The organism is Sphingomonas sp. SFZ2018-12 (genome assembly GCF_022496715.1).
GTDB lineage: Bacteria > Pseudomonadota > Alphaproteobacteria > Sphingomonadales > Sphingomonadaceae > Sphingomonas.
Window position 1 is genome coordinate 547,899 of the sequence record NZ_WTFM01000002.1, and the last position, 21,303, is coordinate 569,201.

At 68.1% G+C, this 21,303-nt stretch carries 26 protein-coding genes; 22 read left to right on the forward strand and 4 right to left on the reverse strand.

What is annotated here, in order from left to right; translation table 11 throughout:
- Window positions 1–154 precede the first annotated feature (154 nt).
- From GO308_RS11635 to GO308_RS11650, 4 genes are all read right to left on the reverse strand, one after another.
- A complete protein-coding gene (locus GO308_RS11635) occupies window positions 155–1,948 on the reverse strand; it encodes a long-chain fatty acid--CoA ligase (protein WP_240885540.1) in 1,794 nt (597 codons plus the stop codon).
- Window positions 1,949–2,015: 67 nt separating this feature from the next.
- Window positions 2,016–3,683: a gamma-glutamyltransferase gene (ggt, locus tag GO308_RS11640; RefSeq protein ID WP_240885541.1), complete on the reverse strand. Its 1,668-nt coding sequence runs from the start codon at window positions 3,681–3,683 to the stop codon at window positions 2,016–2,018.
- Between the two features lie 46 nt (window positions 3,684–3,729).
- Complete coding sequence (locus tag GO308_RS11645; protein ID WP_240885542.1) at window positions 3,730–3,966, reverse strand: DUF2061 domain-containing protein; 237 nt, start codon at window positions 3,964–3,966, stop codon at window positions 3,730–3,732.
- A gap of 130 nt (window positions 3,967–4,096) precedes the next feature.
- Complete coding sequence (locus GO308_RS11650) at window positions 4,097–5,086, reverse strand: quinone-dependent dihydroorotate dehydrogenase (RefSeq protein WP_240885543.1); 990 nt, start codon at window positions 5,084–5,086, stop codon at window positions 4,097–4,099.
- Between the two features lie 287 nt (window positions 5,087–5,373).
- Here GO308_RS11650 and GO308_RS18725 point away from each other — a divergent pair, with 287 nt between their 5' ends.
- From GO308_RS18725 to GO308_RS11760, 22 genes are all read left to right on the forward strand, one after another.
- Complete coding sequence (locus tag GO308_RS18725; protein ID WP_240885544.1) at window positions 5,374–6,225, forward strand: AraC family transcriptional regulator; 852 nt, start codon at window positions 5,374–5,376, stop codon at window positions 6,223–6,225.
- Window positions 6,226–6,283: 58 nt separating this feature from the next.
- Window positions 6,284–6,715, forward strand: coding sequence for an SUF system Fe-S cluster assembly regulator (locus GO308_RS11660; RefSeq protein WP_066477311.1), 432 nt, complete (start codon window positions 6,284–6,286; stop codon window positions 6,713–6,715).
- A 4-nt stretch (window positions 6,716–6,719) separates the two neighbouring features.
- A complete protein-coding gene (gene sufB / locus GO308_RS11665; protein WP_240885545.1) occupies window positions 6,720–8,183 on the forward strand; it encodes a Fe-S cluster assembly protein SufB in 1,464 nt (487 codons plus the stop codon).
- Window positions 8,180–8,698, forward strand: a complete 519-nt coding sequence (locus GO308_RS11670; RefSeq protein WP_346769088.1) for a DUF559 domain-containing protein — start codon at window positions 8,180–8,182, stop codon at window positions 8,696–8,698. Before sufB ends, GO308_RS11670 begins: the two co-directional genes overlap by 4 nt.
- 349 nt (window positions 8,699–9,047) lie before the next feature.
- Entirely contained in the window at window positions 9,048–9,884 is an 837-nt protein-coding gene (sufC, locus tag GO308_RS11675) for a Fe-S cluster assembly ATPase SufC (protein WP_240885546.1), read from the forward strand.
- On the forward strand, window positions 9,881–10,654 hold the full coding sequence (locus GO308_RS11680; RefSeq protein WP_240885547.1) for a SufD family Fe-S cluster assembly protein: 774 nt from the start codon (window positions 9,881–9,883) through the stop codon (window positions 10,652–10,654). The genes sufC and GO308_RS11680 overlap by 4 nt, the downstream gene beginning before the upstream one ends.
- Entirely contained in the window at window positions 10,647–11,912 is a 1,266-nt protein-coding gene (locus GO308_RS11685) for a cysteine desulfurase (protein WP_240885548.1), read from the forward strand. The genes GO308_RS11680 and GO308_RS11685 overlap by 8 nt, the downstream gene beginning before the upstream one ends.
- The gene (locus tag GO308_RS11690) at window positions 11,909–12,382 is read left to right on the forward strand and encodes an SUF system Fe-S cluster assembly protein (protein WP_240885549.1); all 474 of its coding nucleotides are present in this window, start codon (window positions 11,909–11,911) and stop codon (window positions 12,380–12,382) included. Before GO308_RS11685 ends, GO308_RS11690 begins: the two co-directional genes overlap by 4 nt.
- On the forward strand, window positions 12,382–12,741 hold the full coding sequence (locus GO308_RS11695) for an iron-sulfur cluster assembly accessory protein (RefSeq protein WP_066546576.1): 360 nt from the start codon (window positions 12,382–12,384) through the stop codon (window positions 12,739–12,741). The genes GO308_RS11690 and GO308_RS11695 overlap by 1 nt, the downstream gene beginning before the upstream one ends.
- A 232-nt stretch (window positions 12,742–12,973) precedes the next feature.
- The gene (locus GO308_RS11700) at window positions 12,974–13,537 is read left to right on the forward strand and encodes a hypothetical protein (RefSeq protein WP_240885550.1); all 564 of its coding nucleotides are present in this window, start codon (window positions 12,974–12,976) and stop codon (window positions 13,535–13,537) included.
- Window positions 13,524–14,864 carry a terminase family protein gene (locus tag GO308_RS11705; RefSeq protein WP_240885551.1) on the forward strand — a complete coding sequence of 447 codons (1,341 nt, stop codon included), beginning with the start codon at window positions 13,524–13,526 and terminating at the stop codon, window positions 14,862–14,864. Before GO308_RS11700 ends, GO308_RS11705 begins: the two co-directional genes overlap by 14 nt.
- A 183-nt stretch (window positions 14,865–15,047) precedes the next feature.
- Window positions 15,048–16,151, forward strand: a complete 1,104-nt coding sequence (locus GO308_RS11710; RefSeq protein WP_240885552.1) for a phage portal protein — start codon at window positions 15,048–15,050, stop codon at window positions 16,149–16,151.
- A gap of 81 nt (window positions 16,152–16,232) precedes the next feature.
- Window positions 16,233–16,541, forward strand: coding sequence for a DUF6127 family protein (locus GO308_RS11715; protein ID WP_066551358.1), 309 nt, complete (start codon window positions 16,233–16,235; stop codon window positions 16,539–16,541).
- Window positions 16,538–16,915, forward strand: a complete 378-nt coding sequence (locus GO308_RS11720; RefSeq protein WP_240885553.1) for an HK97 family phage prohead protease — start codon at window positions 16,538–16,540, stop codon at window positions 16,913–16,915. The genes GO308_RS11715 and GO308_RS11720 overlap by 4 nt, the downstream gene beginning before the upstream one ends.
- Window positions 16,916–17,132: 217 nt before the next feature.
- Window positions 17,133–18,179: a phage major capsid protein gene (locus tag GO308_RS11725; RefSeq protein ID WP_240885554.1), complete on the forward strand. Its 1,047-nt coding sequence runs from the start codon at window positions 17,133–17,135 to the stop codon at window positions 18,177–18,179.
- A 67-nt stretch (window positions 18,180–18,246) separates the two neighbouring features.
- A complete protein-coding gene (locus tag GO308_RS11730; RefSeq protein WP_240885555.1) occupies window positions 18,247–18,825 on the forward strand; it encodes a hypothetical protein in 579 nt (192 codons plus the stop codon).
- The gene (locus GO308_RS11735) at window positions 18,810–18,995 is read left to right on the forward strand and encodes a hypothetical protein (protein WP_240885556.1); all 186 of its coding nucleotides are present in this window, start codon (window positions 18,810–18,812) and stop codon (window positions 18,993–18,995) included. Before GO308_RS11730 ends, GO308_RS11735 begins: the two co-directional genes overlap by 16 nt.
- Entirely contained in the window at window positions 18,992–19,384 is a 393-nt protein-coding gene (locus GO308_RS11740) for a DUF3168 domain-containing protein (protein WP_082731856.1), read from the forward strand. The genes GO308_RS11735 and GO308_RS11740 overlap by 4 nt, the downstream gene beginning before the upstream one ends.
- 235 nt (window positions 19,385–19,619) lie before the next feature.
- On the forward strand, window positions 19,620–20,027 hold the full coding sequence (locus tag GO308_RS11745; protein WP_240885557.1) for a phage major tail protein, TP901-1 family: 408 nt from the start codon (window positions 19,620–19,622) through the stop codon (window positions 20,025–20,027).
- Between the two features lie 107 nt (window positions 20,028–20,134).
- The gene (locus tag GO308_RS11750) at window positions 20,135–20,428 is read left to right on the forward strand and encodes a gene transfer agent family protein (RefSeq protein ID WP_240885818.1); all 294 of its coding nucleotides are present in this window, start codon (window positions 20,135–20,137) and stop codon (window positions 20,426–20,428) included.
- Between the two features lie 107 nt (window positions 20,429–20,535).
- Window positions 20,536–20,691, forward strand: a complete 156-nt coding sequence (locus GO308_RS11755; RefSeq protein WP_082732672.1) for a phage tail assembly chaperone — start codon at window positions 20,536–20,538, stop codon at window positions 20,689–20,691.
- A complete protein-coding gene (locus tag GO308_RS11760) occupies window positions 20,684–21,262 on the forward strand; it encodes a tail tape measure protein (RefSeq protein ID WP_240885558.1) in 579 nt (192 codons plus the stop codon). The genes GO308_RS11755 and GO308_RS11760 overlap by 8 nt, the downstream gene beginning before the upstream one ends.
- Window positions 21,263–21,303: the final 41 nt, after the last annotated feature.

Genomic DNA, 21,303 nt, shown 5'->3' on the forward strand with positions numbered 1-21,303 from the left:
GGACCCCGGCACAAGGCCGGGGTGACGAGGAAGTCGTTAGAGAGCGAGTCAAGCTAACGTCGTCACGCTCTAAGCGCATCAACTTGATCGCGAACCGCTCTACTGGGCTGACTGCCGTTGCGCGTCGTCCCGGCGGACGCCGGGGCGACGGGCCTTACGCGCGGTAGAGCTTTTCCAGCCGCTCGCCATAGACCTCGCGCAGGACGTGGCGGCGGATTTTGAGGCTGGGCGTCAGCTGCTGGTTCTCGATCGTGAAGGGTTCGTCGGCGATGATGAACTGGCGGATGCGTTCGATGACCGACAGCTCCTTGTTGACGCGCTCGACCGCCGTGCCCAGCGCGCTGCGGAACGCGTGATTCTGGGCCAGCGACTTGAAGTCGCAGCCGGTCGCGCTCTTCGCACACCACTGCTGCACCCATTCGGGGTCGGGGACGAGCACTGCGACCATGTAGGGCTTGCGGTCGCCCGAGATCATCGCCTGCACGATCTCCGGCTGGAGGGTCAGCATCCCTTCGATCTTCTGGGGCGCGACATTGTCGCCCTTGTCGTTGACGATGATGTCCTTCTTGCGGTCGGTGATCTTGATCCGGCCCTTGTCGTCGATGATGCCGATGTCGCCGGTGTGGAGCCAGCCGTCCTTGAGCACCCGCGCGGTTTCCGCTTCGTTGCGCCAATAGCCGTGCATGACCAGTTCGCCGCGCACCAGAATTTCGCCATCCTCGGCGATGCGAACCTCGGTATTCTTGAGCGGCGGGCCGACCGTGTCCATCTTCAGCCCGACCTTGGGGCGGTTGCACGAGATCACGGGGGCGGCTTCGGTCTGGCCATAGCCTTGCAGGAAGGTGAGGCCGAGTGACTGGAAGAAGATGCCGACTTCGGGGTTCAATGGCGCGCCGCCCGACACCATCGCCTTGATCCGCCCGCCGAAGCGTTTTTGGATCTTGGGCTTGAGTAGCGAATTGACGATCAGGTTCATCGGCAGGTTGGTGACGCCGACGCTGCCCCTGTCCGCCTTGCGCCCGCCGATCGCGACCGCGCGGTCGAGCAGATAGGTCGACAGCTTGCCCTGTTTCTCCACCGTCTTGGTGATCCGGGTGCGCAGCACTTCGAACAGGCGGGGGACAACGACCATGATCGTCGGGCGCACTTCCTCGATATTCGACGCGAGCTTGTCGAGCCCCTCGGAATAATAGATCTGCCCGCCCAGCCCGATCGGGAAATGCTGGCCGCCGGTATGCTCATAGGCGTGGCTCAGCGGCAGGAACGACAGGAACACTTCGTCTTCCCAGCCGAAATCGGTCGAGATAACGTCCACACAGCCTTCGACATTGTGCAGGATCGCGCCGTGATGCTGCATCACGCCGCGTGGGGACCCGCCGGTGCCGCTGGTGTAGATGATGCAGGCCAGGTCCTCGCGCGCGAAGTCGCAGCGGTCGGCGACCAGCGCAGGCTCGGTCGGATGCGCGGCGATCAGCCCGCGCCAGCTGTGAAACTCGACCGCGCCGGGCTGGCTCATGCGGAAATCGTCGATGGCGATGACGTGGCGCGCGGTGTTGGAGCGCAGCACGGCGGGCAGCAATGTCCGGGCGAGCTTGGCATTGGAGACGATCACCGCCGCCGCGCCCGAATTCTCCAGGATATGGTGATGGTCGCGTTCGGTATTGGTGACATAGGTCGGGACGGTCACCATGCCCGCCGCCATGATCGCCAGATCGCTGATGCACCATTCGGGGCTGTTTTCGGCAACGAGCATCACCCGGTCGCCGCGTGAGAGGCCAAGCCCCTCCAGCGCGGCCGCGAGCGCCGCGACCTGTCGCGCGGCTTCCGCCCAGCTGGTCGATTGCCATTGCCCGCCGCGCTTGGCCCACAGGAACGGCTTGTCGCCCTGTTCGCGCGCGCGGGTGAAGAACATCGTCACCAGGTTGGGGAAATGTTCCAGTTGTCGCATCGTTGCTCCCGCATCCACCCTGTTGGCCCCGGCGTCTGTCGCGCCGGTGGGGCCGGTCATTATCCGCTTATTCGGTCAGTGCCGTGCCGATGCTGCGCGGATCGGCCGCGCCGCGCCAGCCATCGGGTCCGCGCTGCAGCACGGTCAGCTTCGATCCGAGATCGCTTGCCTGGGTGTCCTGACCGAGCCTGGCGATTTCCGGGGCGAGCTGCTTGCCGAGCGCGTTGTCCTCGATCAGCAGCTTGCCGCCGCCGAAATAGAGATTGGGCAATGCCATCGCTTCCTCGGCCGACAACCCGAAGTCGAGCACGCCGACCAGCGTTTTCATCACGTGCATGATGATCCGCTTGCCGCCCGCCGAGCCGAGCGCCAGCACCGGCTTGCCCGCGCGGTCATAGACGATGGTCGGCGACATCGACGACAAGGGCCGCTTGCCGCCCTCCACCCGGTTGGCGACGGGCGCGCCGTCGCGCTCGGGCACATAGGTGAAGTCGGTCAGCTCGTTGTTGAGCACCAGGCCGTTGGCGATCAGTTGGCTGCCGAACGGCCCCTCGACGGTCGAGGTCATGCTGGCGATGTTGCCGTCGCGGTCGACCGCGACGAAATGGGTGGTGCCGGGCGTTTCGGCCTGAACGGCCAGCGTGCGCGGCCTGGCTCCCGGCGGCGTGCCGGGCTGGTAATCGTTGAGCGCGCGGCGTTCGGCGATCAGCTTCGACCGCTTGCCGAGATAACCGGGGTCGATCAGCCCGGCGATCGGCACGTCGACGAAATCGCGGTCGCCGAGATACATTTCGCGATCGGCATAAGCGAGCTGCATCGCCTCCCCCAGCACATGCCAGGCGACCGGGGACTTGGGCCCGAGCCGGTTGAGGTCGAACCGCTCGATCATGCCGAGCATCTGGAGAATGGTGATCGCGCCCGACGAAGGCGGGCCCATGCCGCAGACTGTATAGCCGCGATAGCCGCCGCACACCGGCGGGCGCTCCTTGGCCTGATAGGCGGCGAGGTCGGCCAGCGTCATGTCGGCGGGATTGGCCGGCGCCTTGGTCACCGCATCGACGATCGCCTGGGCATTGGGGCCGGTATAGAAAGCCTCGGGGCCATCCTCGGCAATGTCGCGCAGGAACTTGGCGAGCGCGGGGTTGCGGATGCGGGTGCCGACCGGCAGCGGCTTGCCATCGGGGCCGAGATAGAGCGCGGCGATGTCGGGGAAGTTCTTCCACAGCTCCGGGAAATAGCCGGCCGCGCCGTTGAGCGGCTTGGTAACTTCAAAGCCATCCTCCGCCAGCTTGATCGCCGGTTGGAACAGCGCCCGCCATTCGAGCTTGCCCCATTTGGCATGGGTCATCGCCGCCAGCCGGATATTGCCCGGTACGCCCACCGAAAGCCCGCCCGGCACCGCCTGGCGAAAGCCCATCGGCTTGCCGTCGGGCGTCAGGAACCGGTCGGGCCGCGCGGCGGCAGGGGCCTTTTCGCGGCCGTCGATCGATTCGAGCAGCCCGGTCTTGCCGCCGTGATGAATGATGAAGCCGCCGCCGCCAAAGCCGCTCGACTGCGGCTCGACCACGGTCAGGGCAAGCATCATCGCCATCGCTGCGTCAGCCGCGGTCCCGCCCTGGCGCAGGATGTCCCGACCGGCCTCGGTCGCGCGGGGATCAGCCGAGGCAACGACACCCTGCGCGGTGGCGGGGGTCGCGACGAAGAGCGCGAGGAGCGCGACGAACAAACGGATCATGGCACGGAGTGGTAGCGGGCTTTCGCGCCGGGGCAAAGCCGCTACGTCAAACGTCGGTTGCGGCGCGCAGGTCGTCGCGACCGAACCAGCGGCGCACGAACGCGGCATAGTCGCCACGCCAGGCGCGCTCATGAAAGAAAAAGGCGACCGCGTTGGCACAGGGTTCGATCAGCGCAATCCCGCCGGCGACGGCGACCGAGCCGGTAAGCAGATAGGCGACCGAAAAGCCGATCGTCAGGTGGACCGCCAGATAGGTCAACGTCTTGGCCAGGTCGTGCGACATGCTCAGCTCCTCGCACCCGATTGGATGTACGCTGGAGATGCGCCCATCCGGGGCGACGCGCCAACGGATTGATCCGGGCAGAGTTATCGACTTGTACGATCAGTTTTGGAAAAGTGATCGTTCTGGACGATCAGAGGTGGGTAGCGATGTACCGGGCGAGGCCGGGCCCGTGAAACACCAGTGCCGAATAGAGCTGAACGAGGCTGGCACCCGCATCCAGCCGAGCGCGAGCCTCCGCCGGGCTGTCGATTCCTCCGGCCGCGATCAACGCAATCGCGCCGCCGCTGGCCGCATGGACTTGCGCCAGCACCTTCCGCGCGCGCGGGGCGAGCGGCCGGCCCGACAACCCGCCCGTCTCGCCCGCTTCCGGGCTGTCGAGCGGCGGGCGCGAAAGGGTGGTGTTGCCGACGATCAGCGCGTCGACATGATGGTCGCACGCCGCACGGACGACGACGTCGATCGCCGCGCGATCAAGGTCGGGCGCGATTTTCAGGAACAGCGGCCGGCGGGTGCCGTCGCCGAGGTGGCGGGCGGCGTCGCAGCGCGCGAGCAACTCGCCGAGCGCGGGCTGGCTCTGCAGATCGCGCAGGCCCGGCGTGTTGGGCGAGCTGATGTTGATCGTCACATAGTCGGCGGCAGGCGCGACACGGGCGACGCCGGTCGCATAGTCGCCGATGCGATCGTCCGAATCCTTGTTCGCGCCGACATTGATCCCGAGCACGCCGGCGCGCCGCGCCCGCGCCACGCGGCCTAGCGCGGCGTCGATCCCGCCATTGTTGAAGCCCATGCGGTTGATGACCGCTTCGTCCTCGACCAGCCGGAACAGGCGCGGGCGCGGATTGCCGGGCTGGGGCCGCGGGGTCAGCGTGCCGATTTCGACAAAGCCGAAGCCGAGCGCGAACGCGCCGTCGATCGCCTCGCCGTCCTTGTCGAAACCGGCGGCGAGCCCGACGGGATTGGGGAAAGCCAGGCCCGCAATCGTGACCGGTCGCCGCGGGGCCGGGCCGCCGCCGGCCGGTGCGCCGAGGGCCGACCATGCTGCCAGCGCACGGATCGTGGCGCGGTGCGCAACCTCCGGGTCGAGCGCGAACAGCGCGGGGCGAGCGAGGCGGAACAGCATGTCGCCGCGCATGACACCGTGGCACGGCGGCGTAAAGCGCCTCCCGATCTGGGACAGTTCGCCACCGGCGCCGCACGAATGTCCAATTCGTCCAAGCGAATCGGTGATCCGCCGATTTAAGGGACACACGCGACCCAAAGGCTCCCGGTAACGGGAACCTTTTCCTTTGAGCCCGGCCTTTGCGCCGGGCTTCTTTTTTTTCAGCCACGACGCTAGCTTGCGGCAAGTTGGACGGGGGCACGCAGCGCATGGGATCGCAGATTTTCCGTCGACGCGAGGCGGGCTGAGTGTCGCAGCCCTTGCTCGCCTTTGCGCAGCCCTCGCCGGCCGCGGCACCTTTCGCGACGCTCTATTATCTGTTCCGCTCCGAGGCACCGGTGGTCGAAGGGATCGAACGCGCCGATATCGGCCAGATCCGCTTCATGCTGAACGGCGCGGGTTCGGTCACCTTTCCCGATGGCCGGTGCGAACGGTCGACCCCGGTGATGATCCATGGCCCCGGCACCGGCGCCGCGCGCTATCGTGTCGAGGGGCCCTTTCATTGTTTCGGCGTTGCATTGCGCCCGATCGGCTGGGGCGCGCTGGTCGGGCTGCCCGCGCACGAGCGCGCCGACCATCTGACCGATGGCGCGACGATCTTCGGTGACGGGATGGTCGCGCTCATCGACCGGCTGCGTGCAGTGGATGATGTCGAGGCGATGAAGGCGATCGTCGAGCCGGCGCTGCTTGCCCATGCACGGCCCATCCCCGATGCGCATCACCGGCTGGCCGAGGCGGTCCGCCAGTGGCTGGCGAGCGACGGCCCGATCTGTGTCGACGGCTTGTTCGCGCGCGTCGCGCTCAGCCCGCGCCAGGTGACGCGGTGGGTGAACCATTATTTCGGCGCGCCACCCAAATTCCTGGAACGCAAGTTCCGGGCGGTCCGCGCGGCGAGCGACCTGGTCGAGGGGGCGGACCCGGCCGAAGTCGCCGGTCGCTTTTACGACCAGTCGCACATGATCCGCGAAATCCGCCATTTCACCGGCCACACGCCGGGCACGCTGGCGAGCGCCATCGACCCGGTGCTGGCGCTCACGCTGCAATCGACCGCGTTCAATGAACTTGCGCCAGTGACGGCGCCCCCGCACGCGGCCGGTTGACTCCCCCGGTACGGAAGCCCATCTGCAAAATCAGATTGAATTCGTCTGATTGGATCCGATGCGTCTTTCCAGCCTTGCCGACTATGCCGTCGTGATGTTGAGCGCGGCCGCGCGCCATTGCGGGGTGTCGGGGCGGCTGAACGCCACGGTGCTGAGCGAGGAAACCGGCCTGCCGCTGCCGACGGTGCAGAAATTGGTCAGCAAGCTGTCGGCGGCGGGTTTGATCGAAAGCGCGCGCGGCACCGGCGGCGGTTTTCGCCTGTCGCGGCCCCCCGCCGCGATCAGCCTGGCCGACATTGTCGAGGCGATTGAAGGCCCGATCGCGCTCACCGCGTGCGTCGATCATGGCCGGCATGACTGCGCGGTCGAAGCGAATTGCCGGGTCAAGCCGCACTGGGGCATGGTCAACGACGCGATGCGCGGCGCGCTCGCCGGGGTCAGCTTGGCCAGCCTGTCCGCCGACGCCCGGCCTCATGCAATTGGAAACTGAACCGATGGCCACCAAGAATGTCGAGGCGATTGCCGCCGCCAACAAGAAATATGAATGGGGCTTCAGCTCGGACATCGAGCAGGAGTTCGCGCCCAAAGGGCTGAGCGAGGACACCGTCCGCTTCATCAGCGCCAAGAAGAACGAGCCGGAATGGATGCTCGATTGGCGGCTGAAGGCCTATCGCCACTGGCTGACGATGACGCCGCCCGACTGGGCGAAGCTCAATGTGCCGCCGATCGATTACCAGGACGCCTATTATTACGCCGAGCCCAAGGCGAAGCCGAAGCTGGGCAGCCTGGACGAGGTCGATCCCGAAATCCTGCGCGTTTACGAGAAGCTCGGCATCCCGATCGAGGAGCAGAAGGTGCTCGCCGGCGTCGAGGGCGCGCGGCGGGTGGCGGTGGATGCGGTGTTCGACAGCGTGTCGGTGGCGACGACGTTTCGCAAGGAGCTGGAAGCCGCCGGCGTCATCTTCCGGTCGATCAGCGAAGCGATCAAGGAATATCCCGATCAGGTCCGCAAGTGGCTGGGCAAGGTCGTGCCGATGCACGACAATTATTTCGCGGCGCTCAATTGCGCGGTCTTTTCGGACGGCACCTTCGTGTACATTCCCGAAGGCGTGCGCTGCCCAATGGAGCTGAGCACCTATTTCCGGATCAATGCCGAGAATACCGGCCAGTTCGAGCGCACGCTGATCGTCGCCGACAAGGGCAGCTATGTCAGCTATCTGGAAGGCTGCACCGCGCCGATGCGCGACGAGAACCAGCTGCACGCCGCCGTGGTCGAATTGGTCGCGCTGGACGATGCCGAGATCAAATATTCGACCGTCCAGAACTGGTATCCCGGCGACGCCGACGGCAAAGGCGGCATCTACAACTTCGTGACCAAGCGTGCCTTGTGCCAGGGCAGGAACAGCAAGGTCAGCTGGACCCAGGTCGAGACCGGCAGCGCGATCACCTGGAAATACCCCAGCTGCGTGCTGAACGGCGAGAATTCGGTCGGCGAATTCTATTCGGTCGCGGTGACCAATAATCGCCAGCAGGCAGACACCGGCACCAAGATGATCCACAACGGCAGGGGGTCGCGATCGACGATCGTGTCGAAGGGGATTTCGGCCGGGCGCAGCGACAACACCTATCGCGGGCTGGTGCGCGTGGCACCGGGCGCCGAAGGGGTGCGCAACTTCACCCAGTGCGACAGCCTGCTGCTGGGCGACCAGTGCGGCGCGCATACCGTGCCCTACATCGAGGTGCGCAATCCCTCGGCGCAGATCGAGCACGAAGCGACGACGTCGAAGATTTCCGACGATCAGTTGTTCTACGCGATGCAGCGCGGGCTGGATCAGGAAGCGGCAGTCGCACTGATCGTCAACGGCTTCGCCCGCGAAGTGCTGCAGCAGCTGCCGATGGAGTTCGCGGTGGAGGCGCAGAAGCTGCTGGGGATTTCGCTCGAGGGGAGCGTGGGGTGAACCTGACGCCGACCGATGATGCGAAGCGCCTGCAAACCCCTCCCCTTCAGGGGAGGGGCAAGGGGTGGGGCCTCTCCGCCAATCGCCTCGCTGAACTCAACGAACGCGCCCGCCACATGCGCAATAACCCGACCGAGCCGGAAAAGCGGCTGTGGCGCAACCTGTCGAACCGCCAGCTCGGCGGCTGGAAATTTCGCCGCCAGCAGGTGATCGGCTGGTTCATCGCCGACTTTGTGTGCCCGTCAGCAAAGCTGATCGTGGAGGTCGATGGCGATACCCATGACGCAGAGGCGGATGCCGTTCGCGATGCCGAGTTGGGTCACCTAGGCTTTCGCGTGCTTCGTGTGACGAACGACGACGTGATGCGCAATGTCGAAGGCGTGAAGGTCACGATCCTGCATGCGTTGGGGCGTGCGGAGAGCCCCCACCCCAACCCCTCCCCTGAAGGGGAGGGGCTTAAGGAGGTCGAGGTGGAGAAAATTTTGGGGATTTCGCGCGAGAGGAGCATGGAGTGATGCTATTGTTGATTTTCTGCGTAGCAATACTCCTATGCCAGTTTGTTATTTCATCTATAATATTCTTCATTGTATTCAACACTGTATTTCATAAAAAACCCTTTAATTATGTTATCGCTTTAATCTCGCCGGCAATATTGTTTGGTTGGGTATATAGTTGGGATGGGGATTTGGGAATGCGAATATTTTTCGTTGTATTTTTATTCGTAATTTTCTCTATTCCTTTTTATTTGATATCACTTTTGTCGACGAAATATGGAGAGAGAGTTGGTTCTGATCTTCATAAGCTTCTATTTCCAAATCCCGACGTAATTTAAACGTTCATTTATCATTAAGATCGCGATCATCCATGCTCGAAATCGATAACCTCCACGCCGAAATCGACGGCAAGCCGATCCTCAAGGGGCTGTCCCTCACCGTGAATGCGGGGGAGGTGCATGCGATCATGGGGCCGAATGGCGCGGGCAAGTCGACGCTGGGGTATGTGCTGGGCGGGCGGCCGGGTTATGAGGTGACGGGGGGATCGGTGCGGTTCCAAACAGCCGTCACCCCGGGCTTGACCCGGGGTCCCGCTTCTTCTTCTGACGCGCAAGGCAGCGGGGCCCCGGATCAAGTCCGGGGCGACGAAGGGTGGGTTGATCTCCTTGATTTAGACCCGCATGAGCGCGCCGCTGCCGGCTTGTTCCTGGGCTTTCAGTATCCGGTCGAGATTCCCGGCGTGTCGAACGTCCAGTTCCTGCGCGAGGCGCTGAATGCGCAGCGCAAGGGGCGGGACGAGGCACCGCTGTCGGGCGCGGAGTTCCTGAAGCTCGCCCGCGCGCAGGCGGCGGCGCTGGGCATGGATGCCGAGATGCTGAAGCGCCCGGTCAATGTCGGGTTTTCGGGCGGCGAGAAGAAGCGCAACGAGATGGTGCAGATGGGGATTATCGCCCCGCGGCTCGCCATCCTGGACGAGACCGACTCCGGCCTCGACATCGATGCGCTGAAGGCGGTGGGCGACGGCATCAACCGGATCATGCGCGCGCCCGACAAGTCGGTCATTCTAATCACGCACTATCAGCGGCTGCTCGACTATGTCCGGCCCGATTTCGTCCATGTGCTGGCCGATGGGCGCATCGTGCGATCGGGCGGGGCGGAGCTGGCGCTGGAGCTGGAGCGCGAAGGCTATGCGGGGGTGGCGGCGTGAATATTGCCGCGCTTCCCACCCGGCGTGACGAGACATGGCGCTATGCCGATCTGGACGCGCTCGCCCGCGTCTGGCCGCGGCTGGACGCGCCGGAGAAGATTGTCGTGGCAGCGGGCGAAGCGCAAACCCTGTTGATCCCGGCGCTGGAGCCGGTCGACGGCGTGGCGGTGCGCGCGATCGAGGCGGAGCTGGGCGAGGGCGCGACGCTCAACGTCCAGGCGCTGGTCGCGGGCTGTGACTATGGGCGGCTGTCGATCGGCGTGCGGCTGGCGCGCGGCAGCCATTTCGAGCTGGGCGGCGCGATCCTGGGCACGGGCGCGCAGACGCTGGAGATCGTCACCGACGTGCATCATGCCGAGCCGGAAGCGACCAGCAACCAGACGGTGCGCAACGTGCTGGGCGGACGGGCGACGGGCAGCTATATCGGCGCGGTGCGCGTCGCGCGCCACGCGCAGAAGAGCGACGGCAGCCAGTCGGTCAAGTCGATGCTGCTCGACCGCACGGCCACCGCCAATGCGGTGCCGCAGCTCGAAATCTTTGCCGATGACGTGAAGTGCGCGCATGGCGCGACGGTGGGCGAGCTGGATAAGGCCGGCCTGTTCTACATGGCGGCGCGCGGCATTCCGCCGGAACTGGCCAAGCGGCTGATGCTGCAGGCGTTCGTGACGCAAGCCTTCACGGCTGCGGGTGCGGAAGGCGCGGCGCTTGAAATCGCGGCGCAGGCGGTGCTGGAAGCGATGCCGGGTGAAAAGGATGGCGGGCATGGGTGAAGCGGTTCGGCTGGACCAGACCCACCCCCCGACCCCCTCCCGCGCGCGGGAGGGGGAGCACAGGGCGCCGCTGGATGTGCGGGCGGATTTTCCGGCGATTCCGGCGGGTTGGGCGTATCTGGATACGGCTGCGACGGCGCAGAAGCCGCAGGCGGTGATCGATGCGATCGCGCGCGGTTATGACACGAGCTATGCGACGGTGCATCGCGGCGTCTACCGGCGGTCGGCCGACATGACGATCGCCTATGAAGCCGCGCGGGCGCGGGTGGCGACGTTCCTGAATGCGCGCGAGGCGGGCGAGGTGGTGTTCGTGCGCGGCGCGACCGAGGGGATCAACCTGGTCGCGCACAGCTGGGCAGCGAGCCAGCTCAAGCCGGGCGACCGCATCCTGCTGTCCGCGCTGGAGCATCATTCCAACATCGTGCCGTGGCAGCTGGTCGCGGAGCGCATTGGCGCACATATCGACGTGGTGCCGCTGACCCCGGATCACCGGATCGACCTGGACGCGATGGCGGCGATGTTGACGCCCGCGCACAAGCTGGTCGCGCTGGCGCATGTCTCCAACGTGCTGGGATCGGTGCTGGATGCGCGCCGCGCCGCCGATCTGGCGCACGGCGTGGGGGCGAAGCTGTTGCTCGACGGGTGCCAGGCGGTGCCGCGCATGACGGTCGACGTCCAGGCGCTGGATTGCGATTTCTACGTCCTGTCCGCGCACAAGCTCTATGGTCCGACCGGGATCGGGGCGTTGTGGGCGCGGGCCGAGCTGCTCGAGGCGATGCCGCCATGGCAGGGCGGCGGCGCGATGATCGACCGGGTGAGCTTTGCGGGCACGACCTATGCCCCGCCGCCGGGCCGGTTCGAGGCGGGGACGCCGCATATCGTCGGCGCGCTGGGGCTGCACGCGGCGATCGATTATGTCGACGCGATCGGGCTGGATCGCATTCACCGCCACGAAGCCGAACTGGTGGCCATGACGCGCGAGGCATTGTCGAAGATCAATTCGGTGACGCTGTTCGGGCCGGCGGATTCGGCGGGCATCGTCAGCTTTGCGATCGAGGGCGTGCACCCGCACGACATCGGCACCATATTGGACGAGAGCGGCGTGGCGATCCGCGCCGGGCATCATTGCGCGCAGCCGCTGATGGACGTGCTGGGCGTGCCGGCGACGGCGCGGGCGAGTTTCGGGGTGCACAGCCAGGCGGCGGATGTCGAGCGGCTGGTCGAGGGCATCAAGCGAGTGACGAGGATCTTCGGATGAGCGACGAACCGGGTTTCAGGATCGAGGAAGTCGACGCGGTCGCGCCGCCGCCGCGTGCCCGGGTGCAGGACGCGCCCGAAGGTGCGACCGAAGGCCCGCGCCGGCGCGACTATCTGGACGGGTTCCTGGCGCACAAGCCCGAGGGCGTGGCCCCCGACGCGCCGGGCGGCGAGATTTACGAAAACGTCATCGCCGCGCTCAAGGAAATCTATGACCCGGAAATTCCGGTCAACATCTATGAGCTCGGCCTGATCTATGGCGTCGAGGTGAGCGCGGAGGGGCATGTCGACGTGATGATGACGCTGACGACGCCGCATTGCCCGGTTGCCGAAACGATGCCGGGCGAAGTCGAGTTGCGCGTCGGCGCGGTGCCGGGCGTCAGCACCGTCGACGTCAACCTGGTGTGGGATCCGCCCTGGGACCCGGGCAAGATGTCCGACGAGGCGCGGCTCGAATTGGGAATGCTGTGATGACCACGACGACCACCACCCGCCAGCGGCCCGCCGCCGTGTTGCTGACCGAACGCGCCGAAGCGCGCATCGCCGAGCTGATGTCGCGCGCGCCCGCCGATGCGATCGGGGTCAAATTGTCGACGCCCAAGCGCGGCTGTTCGGGGCTGGCCTATTCGGTCGATTATGTCACCGCCGCCAACCCGATGGATGAGCGGATCGAGACGCCGGGCGGCACCTTCTTCGTCGATGGCGGTTCGGTTTTGTACCTGATCGGTTCGACAATGGACTGGGTGGAGGATGATTTCACCGCCGGTTTCGTGTTCAACAACCCTAACGCAAAGGGTGCGTGCGGGTGTGGGGAGAGCTTTACCGTCTGAGGGCGGTTGCAACGGATAGCCCCCACCCCAACCCCTCCCCTGAAGGGGAGTGGGCTTTGTGACGGCCGCAACATTTAACCGTAGAGGTTAGATTTGCTTGACATCGTCACGCTGATCTGGCACATAACGGGAACGATGACGAATTGCGAGTCGGGCCGGGGCGGCGACGCCTTCCGGCCCGATTGCGTCTAGGGCGGCCAGCGGCGGTTCGGACAGTCAGGGGGAGGACCAAATGGCGCGGGCAAAGACACAGGCGCGACCACCCCGCAAGCGCACGCCGGGCGCGCGCTATACCAAGAAGGACATCGACCGGTTCCTGAGCGCGCTGGCGATGACTTGCAACATCCGGCGTTCGGCCAAGGCGGCGGGCATTTCCGAGGAAGGCGTGCAGCGCCGCCGCCGCGCCGATCCGGCGTTTCGCGCGGCGATGGCCGAGGCGCTGTCGGAAGGGTTCGTCCGGCTGGAGATGATGCTGCTGGAGCGTGCGCTCCAGACGCTCGATCCCGAGGATGAGGCCGAGCCCGCCGAAGCTGCTTCGCCAGAGCCGGTCAAGGTGCGGCGAAAGGCCGCGAATGGGCCGGAATTGTCGGAGCGCGCGATGCTGGCGTTGATCCAGCACCACCGCCAGGCGATCCGTGAACAGCGCGAGCGTGACGGCGGAAGTGCTGCCGGCGCGCGCGTCGAGGAAGCGGATGCGCGCATGAAGCTGGACGCCATGTTCGAGCGGATGCGGGTCGCCCTTGCCGAGGATGAAGGACAAAAGCCGGCCGCGACAGGCGACGATGACGCGGGTTGACCCGGCGATGGCCGACCGGTCGATGATCGAGCGCGCGCTCCTGAACCCCGATGGCCTGGGGGCAAAGGTGCTGGCCGATATGGAGGAACGCACCGCCTGTCAGGTGCTGCACGATTGGCGGTGGTGGCAGCGGCCCGGACAAGTGCCGCCGCCCGGCGACTGGCGGGTGTGGCTGGTGATGGCCGGACGCGGCTTCGGCAAGACGCGGATGGGGGCGGAGTGGGTGCGCGCTGCCGCCGAAGCCGACGGCGCGCAGCGCATCGCGCTGGTCGGGGCAAGCATGCTGGAGGTGCGACGGGTGATGGTGGAAGGCGAGAGCGGGCTGCTGGGGATTGCGCCGATGGCAACGCGGCCACGCTGGGAGCCGTCAATCGGCAAGCTGAGCTGGGCCAATGGCGCGGTGGCTTATGTCTATTCGGCGGCCGACCCGGAGGGGCTGCGCGGGCCGCAGCATAGCCTGGCGTGGGCCGACGAGATCGCCAAATGGCCGCGTGGCGAGGAAGCGTGGGACAATCTGATGCTGACCCTGCGGTTGAACGGGGGGCAGGGGCAGGGGCCACGGGTGATGGCGACGACGACCCCGCGCGCGGTGCCGCTGATCCATCGATTGAAGCAGGATGCCGGCGTCGTGGAGACGCAAGGGCGGACGCGGGACAATCGCGCCAACCTGGCCCCGGCCTTTCTGAATGCGATGATCGCCGCCTATCAGGGCACGCGGCTGGGGCGTCAGGAACTGGACGGCGAGCTGATCGAGGATGTCGAGGGCGCGCTGTGGACGCGCGCGACGATCGAGGCGTGCCGGGTGCGCGCGGCTCCATCGAGCGTGCGCGTGGTGGTCGGGGTTGATCCGCCGGCGGGTGAACAGGGCGACGCGTGCGGCATCGTCGCCGTCGCGCTCGGGGTGGATGGGCATGGCTATGTCGTCGCGGATTCGAGCGTCGCGGGCGCGTCGCCCGAACGCTGGGCAGCGGCGGTCGCGGCATGTGCGGCGCGACATGGCGCGATGCGCGTGGTGGCGGAAGCCAATCAGGGCGGGGCGATGGTGCGCAGCGTGCTGATGGCGGCGGACCACCGCCTGCCGATCACGCTGGTGCACGCGAGCCACGGCAAGGCAGCGCGCGCGGAGCCGGTCGCGACGCTGTATGAAAGTGGGCGGGTGCACCATGTCGGGGCGTTCCCCGAGCTGGAGGATGAATTGTGCGGGCTGGTGGCGGGCGGCGGCTATGCCGGGCCGGGGCGGTCGCCGGACCGGGCGGATGCGCTGGTGTGGGCGCTGACCGAGCTGATGCTGGGGAAGCGGGCGATGGCGGGGGTACGGGTGGTGTGAGGGCGGGCGCAGGCGGATAGCTGCGGCTATCCGCCGCCCGGCGCCCGCCCCGGCCGGCGGGGCCGCAGGCTTCCGTCCGACGGCGCGGCTTTGCCGCGGCGGGCGAAGGAGAAACCCCTCCACCACGCCCTTTGGGCGCGGTCCCCCTCCCCGTGCCGGGGAGGTTTATTCGAAGGAGTTGCCATGAAGTGGTTCGGGCGCAAGGCGGCCGGGCGCGAGGTGTCGCGTGCCGGGTTGATGCGGGGCGGATGGGGCACGGGCGAGTGGCCGCGGTCCTATGACGCGCAAGTGCGCGACGCCTATCTGAACAATCCGGTGGCGCAGCGCGCGGTGCGGCTGGTGGTCGAAGGGGTGGGCAGCGCGCCGCTGACCGCGTCCGATCCGGCGCTGCTGGCGCTGGTGCGGGCGCGGTCGGGCGGGCAGATGCTGATCGAGACGGTGGCGGCGCAGCTGTTGCTGCACGGCAATGCCTATGTTCAGTTGCTGACCGATCCTGCCGGGGCGCTGGTCGAGCTGTTCGCGCTCAGGCCCGAGCGCGTGACGGTGGAGGCGGACGCGCAGGGGTGGCCGGTCGCCCATCGCTATGCGGTGGGGGGCGGGCAGCCGTTGCGGCTGGCGGTCGACGGCCCGGACGGGCGGCCGCAGGTCATCCACCTGAAGAGCTTTCATCCGGCCGACGATCATTATGGGCTGGGCTGCCTGGGCGCGGCGGCGGGGGCGGTGGCGATCCACAATGCGGCGACGCGGTGGAACAAGGCGCTGCTCGATAATGCGGCGAGGCCGTCGGGGGCGCTGGTGTTCGATCCCGGCGATGGGGCGGCGATGTCGCCCGAGCAGTTCGACCGGCTGCGCGCCGAAATGGAAGCGGCGTTCCAGGGCGCGGCCAATGCCGGGCGGCCGATGCTGCTGGAGGGCGGGCTGAGATGGCAGGCGATGAGCCTGACGCCGGCGGACATGGATTTCGTGGGGCTGAAGGCGGCGGCGGCGCGCGAGATCGCGCTGGCGTTCGGGGTGCCGCCGATGCTGATCGGCCTGCCCGGCGACAATGCCTATGCCAATTATCGCGAGGCGAACAAGGCGCTGTGGCGGCAGGCGATCCTGCCGGTGGCCGAGCGCATCCTGGGCGGGATCAGCGAAGGGGTGGCGGCGTGGTTTCCGGGCGGGGCGATCGCGCTGGACCTCAATCAGGTGCCGGCGCTGGCCGAGGACCGCGAGCGGATGTGGGCGCGGGTGAACGCGGCCGGGTTCCTGAGCGATGACGAGAAGCGGGCGATGCTGGGGGTTTGAGGGGCTGGTGCTCGTAATCGCATAGAGGCCCCGGCCTTCGCCGGGGCGACGCCTTGTTCTTTAGGGGTTTGGAGTAGCGGCATGAGCGAAAGTGCGATGCTGGCGCAGTTGCTGCGCCAGGCTGAGGGGGCGGGCGTGGACCTGCCGACGCTGCGCGCGATCGTCGAGGAGGCGGGCGAGCTGGGCGCGGGGCGGGCGCTGGCGCGGCTGGGGCTGGAGGATGCGGGCGCGGGCAAGGACATGGCGGAACTGCGCGAGCTGTTGGGCGCGTGGCGCGATGCGAAGCGATCGGCGCTGAAGGCATTCACCGGATGGGTGATCCGGGTGGCGCTGGCGCTGATGCTGGCGGCGCTGGCGGTGCGGGTCGGCCATTCGGGCTGGATCAAGTGAGCGTGCGTTTCGCCGGCTATGCGGCGGTGTTCGACGCGGTCGATCGCGGCGGCGACGTGGTGCGCGCGGGCGCATTCCAGCCGCTGCCGGCGCGGGTGCCGCTGCTGTGGCAGCATCAGGGCGCGCCGGTGGGTGAGGTCGAGACGGTGGCCGAGGATGCGCGCGGGCTGCGCGTGATCGGGCGGATCAGCGACGCGCGGCTGGCGCGGCTGGTCGCGGGCGGCGGGCTGACCGGGCTGTCGTTCGGATACCGGGTGGTGGCGGCGGAAGGGGCGCGGCCGCGGGCGCTCAAGCGGGTGGAGCTGGTGGAGGTGAGCCTGGTCGCGCAGCCGATGCAGCCGCTGGCGCGGGTGCATGCGGTGACGGGGGACTGAGCCCGTCGTTCGATACGCGCCCCTTCGACTGCCTGCCAGGGCAGGCGCTCAGGACAGGCTTCGGCTTCGCTCAGTCGCTCCTGAGGATGAGCGGTTGGAATGGTTTCCGACGAAATCTGAAGATCGAGCGGGCCCTGGCCCCTCCACCACCGGCGGTGCCGGTGATCCCCCTCCCCGAGCAAGCTCGGGGAGGATCTTTTCTTTGTGGGAGAATGACATGGACGAGGTGATGGACGGCCTGGAAGCGAGCTTCGAGGCGGTGGAGCCGGTGCGCGCGGTGGCGCGGCCGATGCTGGCCGGTAATGGCGGGAAGAGCGAGGGCTTTTCGACCTTCCTGCGCACCGGCAGCGCGATCGAGATGAAGGCGCTGAGTTCGGCGACGGGCGCGGCGGGCGGCTATGCGGTGCCCGAGGAGATCGACGCGGTCGTCGACCGGACGCTGAAGGCGATCTCGCCCATCCGCGCGATCGCCAATGTCGTGCGGGTGGGCAGCGCCGGATACCGCAAGCTGGTCGCGAGCGGGGGCACGCCGTCGGGCTGGGCGGCGGAAACCGGCGCGCGCGCGGAGACCGCGACGCCGAGCTTCAACGAACTGTCGCCGCCGATGGGCGAGCTTTATGCCAATCCGGCGGCGAGCCAAGCGATGCTGGACGATGCCGCGTTCGATGTCGAAGCGTGGCTGGCCGACGAGATCGCAACCGAATTCGCGCGCGCCGAGGGGCAGGCGTTCGTGAGCGGCAACGGCACCAACCGGCCCAAGGGCTTCCTGACCCAGCCGACCGCGACGACGGGCGATGCGACGCGCGCGTTCGGCACGCTGCAATATGTACCGAGCGGCGCGGCGGGCAATTTCGGCACCGCGCCGGACGAGCGGCTGATCGACCTGGTGACGTCGCTGCGCCCGCCCTATCGCCAGGGCGCGTCGTTCGTGATGAATTCGGCGACGCTGGCGCGCATCCGCAAGCTGAAGACCGTCGACGGCGCGTTCCTGTGGCAGCCGTCGCTGTCGGCCGGGCAGCCGGCGACATTGCTCGGCTATCCGGTGGTCGAGGCCGAGGACATGCCCGACATCGCCGCAGACAGCCTGTCGATCGCGTTCGGCAATTTCCGCGCCGGATACCTGATCGCCGAGCGCAGCGAGACGCAGATCCTGCGCGATCCCTATTCGAACAAGCCGTACGTCCATTTCTATGCGGTCAAGCGGATCGGCGGGATCGTCAGCAATTCGGAGGCGATCAAGCTGATGAAGTTCGCGGTGGCGTGAGCGGGCCGGGGGGAGGGCCGGCGTGGCGCTCCCCCCTTTCGGTTTTGGGCGGTTCGCGGGGGTGGCGATGAGCTTTGGAGCGAATGGACCCGGCGAAGTGTCGCTGGGCGCGGCGGATCGCGCCGCAGCGGTGGCGGCGGTGCGCGAATGGCTGCGATCGGGCGACGGGCGCGAGGATGCATTGATCGCGACGCTCGCGGAAAGCGCGCTGGGGCTGTGCGAGCAGTTCATCGGGCAGGTCACGGTCGCGCGCGAGATGGTGGCGACGCTGCCCGCGATGCGCGGATGGCAGCGGATCGGGGCCACGCCGGTGCGGGCGATCACGGGCGTCACGGGCTTGCCCGCCGAGGGCGCGGCGTTCGCGCTGGCCAACGATGCCTATGCGATCGACCTGGATGCCGATGGCGGCGGCTGGGTGCTGGTGCGCGATCCCGGCATTGCAGGGCGCGTGCAGGTGACGCTGGTCGCGGGACTGGCAGACGGTTGGGACGGGCTGCCTGCGCCGGTCGCACAAGGTGCGGCGCGGCTGGCGGCGCACTGGTTCAATGCGCGCGATGCGGCCGAGCCGGCACCGATGGCGGTGACCGCGCTGTGGCGACCCTATCGCCGCATGCGGATGGGGGGCGCGCCGTGCTCGAACGGCTGAGCGCGCGGGCGCGGACGATTGGCGCGGTGGCGGAGCGGCGGGCGGTCGCGCGGGTGACGGATGCCGCCCGTGCAGCGCTGGGCGAGGCGGCGGTGCGGGTCGAGGGCGACGAGATCGTCATCTACTCGGCGGACCGCCAAGCGCGCTGGATCGGGGGGCTGGTGCGATGAGGGTCGAGTTGCAGGCAGCGATGCTGGCCGCGATCGGCGAGGTCGCCGGTCTGGCGGGCGCGTTCGATGCCCCGCCGGTGCGCGCGGCGCTGCCGCACGCCGTGGTCGAGGAGCCGCTGATCGCCGACTGGGGCACCAAGGATCAGGACGGCCGCGAGGCGCGGGCGACCGTGACGATCCGCGATGCGGGCGAGCGACCCGAGCGGCTGCGCGCGCTGGGCGACGCCGTGGAGGCGGCGGTGCTGGACATCGCGGCCGAGCTGGGCGGTGGGTGGCGGGTCGCGAGCCTGGTGCTCGTGCGGTCGCGAGTTGTGCGCGAGGGCGCGGGGCGATGGGCGCTGATCAGCGAGTTCCGGGTGCGGGGGCTGCGGGCGGGCGCTGCGCAATAGCGGCGCTATTGCGCGAACAAGCGCCCGCCCGGACGGCGGGTCGCAGGCTCCGTCCGACGGCGTGGCTTTGCCACGGCGGGGTAGGGTTGGGTCTTGGGGTGAGAGGCCCCTCCACCATTCGCCTTTGGCGAACGGTCCCCCTCCCCGAGCGCGCTCGGGGAGGATCATGGGAGGACAGGCCCCACCCCAACCCCTCCCCTAAAGGGGAGGGGCTTTTTGTTAGAGGAGAATGGGCATGGCGGTGGAGCGGGGAAGCGCGTTTTTGCTGAAGGTGGGCGATGGCGGATCGCCGGTCGCGTTCGCGACGGTCGCGGGGCTGCGGACGACGCAATTGTCCGTGAACGGCGAGGCGGTGGTCATCACCAGCAAGGGGTCGGGTGGCTGGCGCGAATTGCTGTCGGGCGCGGGCGTGCGGTCGGTGAGCGTGTCGGGCGCGGGCGTGTTCACCGGGTCGGCGGCGGAAGCGCGGGTCAAGGCGAACGCGCTGGCGGGGACGATCGACGATTATCGGCTGAGCTTCGAGAGCGGCGAGACGATGACTGGGCGGTTCCTGGTCACGCGGCTCGATTATGCCGGGGATTTCAATGGCGAGCGCAACTACACCTTGAGCCTTGAGAGTTCCGGGCCGGTGGTGAGCGCGTGACGGGCGCTCTGACGGGCAGTTCCAAGACGGACAGCCCCCACCCCAACCCCTCCCCTGAGCCGAAGGCGAGCGAAGCTCAACGGGAGGGGCTTCATGTTGCCAATCCGGTGCGGGGGGAGGCCTCGTTGCGGGTGGCGGGCGTGGTGCTGGTGGTGCGGCCGAGTTTCGGGGCGCTGGTGGCGGCGGAGAGCGAGCTGGGGCCGTTGTTCGCGCTGGTCGAGCGCGCCGCCGGGGGTCGGCTGGGGCTGGGCGAGATGGTCGCCCTGTTCTGGCACTGCCTGGCCGAGCGACCGGCGGGGCTGACCCGCGAAGCCTTTGCCGAAGGGGTGACGGCGGGCGGGCTGGCGGCGGCGACGCCGGTGCTGCGCGTGCTGATCGGGCAGATCCTGGCGGGGCGGTGAGCGGCGTGACGCGTGGGGAGTGCCCCCTCCACCATTCGCTGATCGCGAACGGTCCCCCTCCCCGTGCCGGGGAGGATTTTGCGGGTGCTGCCGGGCGGCTGGCGGGGATGGCGGGGGCGGTGTTCGGCTGGTCGCCGGACCAGTTCTGGCGCGCGACCCCGGCCGAGTTGGCCGCGCTGGTGCAAGCGGTGGGGGGCGAGGCGAGCGAGGGCGTCGACCGGGCGACGGTCGCGCGGCTGATGGAGGCATTTCCGGATGGATGAGGAAATCGAGCGGCTGATCGTCAGCGTGCGCGCGGATACGCGCGCGTTCGAGCGCGACGTCAGCGCGATGCGCGACAGCCTGGAGGGGCCGTTTGCGGCGGGGGTCGACCGGGCGGGGCGGGCGATCGAAACGACGTTGCTGCGCGCGGTGCGGACCGGACGGCTGGGCTTCGACGATCTGGGGCGGACCGCGCAAGCGGTGCTGGCGAGCATTGCGGCACAGGCGGTGCAGGGCGGGCTGGCGGCGCTGGGCGGCGGGATTGGCGGCGGGGTCGGGGGCGGTGGGCTGCTCGGCAGCCTGGCCGGGGTGGCAGCCGGGCTGTTCGGTGCGCCGGGACGGGCGACGGGCGGTCCGGTGGCGCCCGGCCGGCCCTATTGGGTGGGCGAGCGGGGGCCGGAATTGTTCGTGCCGACCGCGAGTGGGCAGGTGGCGGTGCCACAGGCGAGTGGCGCGCGCGAGGTCAGGGTGGCCATCACCGTCAATGCCGGCGCTGGGGACGCGCCGCGGGCGCTGGCGCAATCGAGCCGGCAAGTGGCGCGGGCGGTGCGGGCGGCGTTGGTGGAGGCTTAGGGCGCAATTGGCCTGAGGCCCCGGCCTGCGCCGGGGCGACG

Bases quoted from the DNA above. Each gene is read 5' to 3' on its own strand.
- GO308_RS11635 (WP_240885540.1), bottom strand. From the start codon at position 1,948: ATGCGACAACTGGAACATTTCCCCAACCTGGTGACGATGTTCTTCACC.
- ggt (WP_240885541.1), bottom strand. From the start codon at position 3,683: ATGATCCGTTTGTTCGTCGCGCTCCTCGCGCTCTTCGTCGCGACCCCC.
- GO308_RS11645 (WP_240885542.1), bottom strand. From the start codon at position 3,966: ATGTCGCACGACCTGGCCAAGACGTTGACCTATCTGGCGGTCCACCTG.
- GO308_RS11650 (WP_240885543.1), bottom strand. From the start codon at position 5,086: ATGCTGTTCCGCCTCGCTCGCCCCGCGCTGTTCGCGCTCGACCCGGAG.
- GO308_RS11660 (WP_066477311.1), top strand. From the start codon at position 6,284: ATGCGTCTTTCCAGCCTTGCCGACTATGCCGTCGTGATGTTGAGCGCG.
- sufB (WP_240885545.1), top strand. From the start codon at position 6,720: ATGGCCACCAAGAATGTCGAGGCGATTGCCGCCGCCAACAAGAAATAT.
- sufC (WP_240885546.1), top strand. From the start codon at position 9,048: ATGCTCGAAATCGATAACCTCCACGCCGAAATCGACGGCAAGCCGATC.
- GO308_RS11685 (WP_240885548.1), top strand. From the start codon at position 10,647: ATGGGTGAAGCGGTTCGGCTGGACCAGACCCACCCCCCGACCCCCTCC.
- GO308_RS11690 (WP_240885549.1), top strand. From the start codon at position 11,909: ATGAGCGACGAACCGGGTTTCAGGATCGAGGAAGTCGACGCGGTCGCG.
- GO308_RS11695 (WP_066546576.1), top strand. From the start codon at position 12,382: ATGACCACGACGACCACCACCCGCCAGCGGCCCGCCGCCGTGTTGCTG.
- GO308_RS11700 (WP_240885550.1), top strand. From the start codon at position 12,974: ATGGCGCGGGCAAAGACACAGGCGCGACCACCCCGCAAGCGCACGCCG.
- GO308_RS11705 (WP_240885551.1), top strand. From the start codon at position 13,524: ATGACGCGGGTTGACCCGGCGATGGCCGACCGGTCGATGATCGAGCGC.
- GO308_RS11710 (WP_240885552.1), top strand. From the start codon at position 15,048: ATGAAGTGGTTCGGGCGCAAGGCGGCCGGGCGCGAGGTGTCGCGTGCC.
- GO308_RS11715 (WP_066551358.1), top strand. From the start codon at position 16,233: ATGAGCGAAAGTGCGATGCTGGCGCAGTTGCTGCGCCAGGCTGAGGGG.
- GO308_RS11725 (WP_240885554.1), top strand. From the start codon at position 17,133: ATGGACGAGGTGATGGACGGCCTGGAAGCGAGCTTCGAGGCGGTGGAG.
- GO308_RS11730 (WP_240885555.1), top strand. From the start codon at position 18,247: ATGAGCTTTGGAGCGAATGGACCCGGCGAAGTGTCGCTGGGCGCGGCG.
- GO308_RS11740 (WP_082731856.1), top strand. From the start codon at position 18,992: ATGAGGGTCGAGTTGCAGGCAGCGATGCTGGCCGCGATCGGCGAGGTC.
- GO308_RS11745 (WP_240885557.1), top strand. From the start codon at position 19,620: ATGGCGGTGGAGCGGGGAAGCGCGTTTTTGCTGAAGGTGGGCGATGGC.
- GO308_RS11755 (WP_082732672.1), top strand. From the start codon at position 20,536: ATGGCGGGGGCGGTGTTCGGCTGGTCGCCGGACCAGTTCTGGCGCGCG.
- GO308_RS11760 (WP_240885558.1), top strand. From the start codon at position 20,684: ATGGATGAGGAAATCGAGCGGCTGATCGTCAGCGTGCGCGCGGATACG.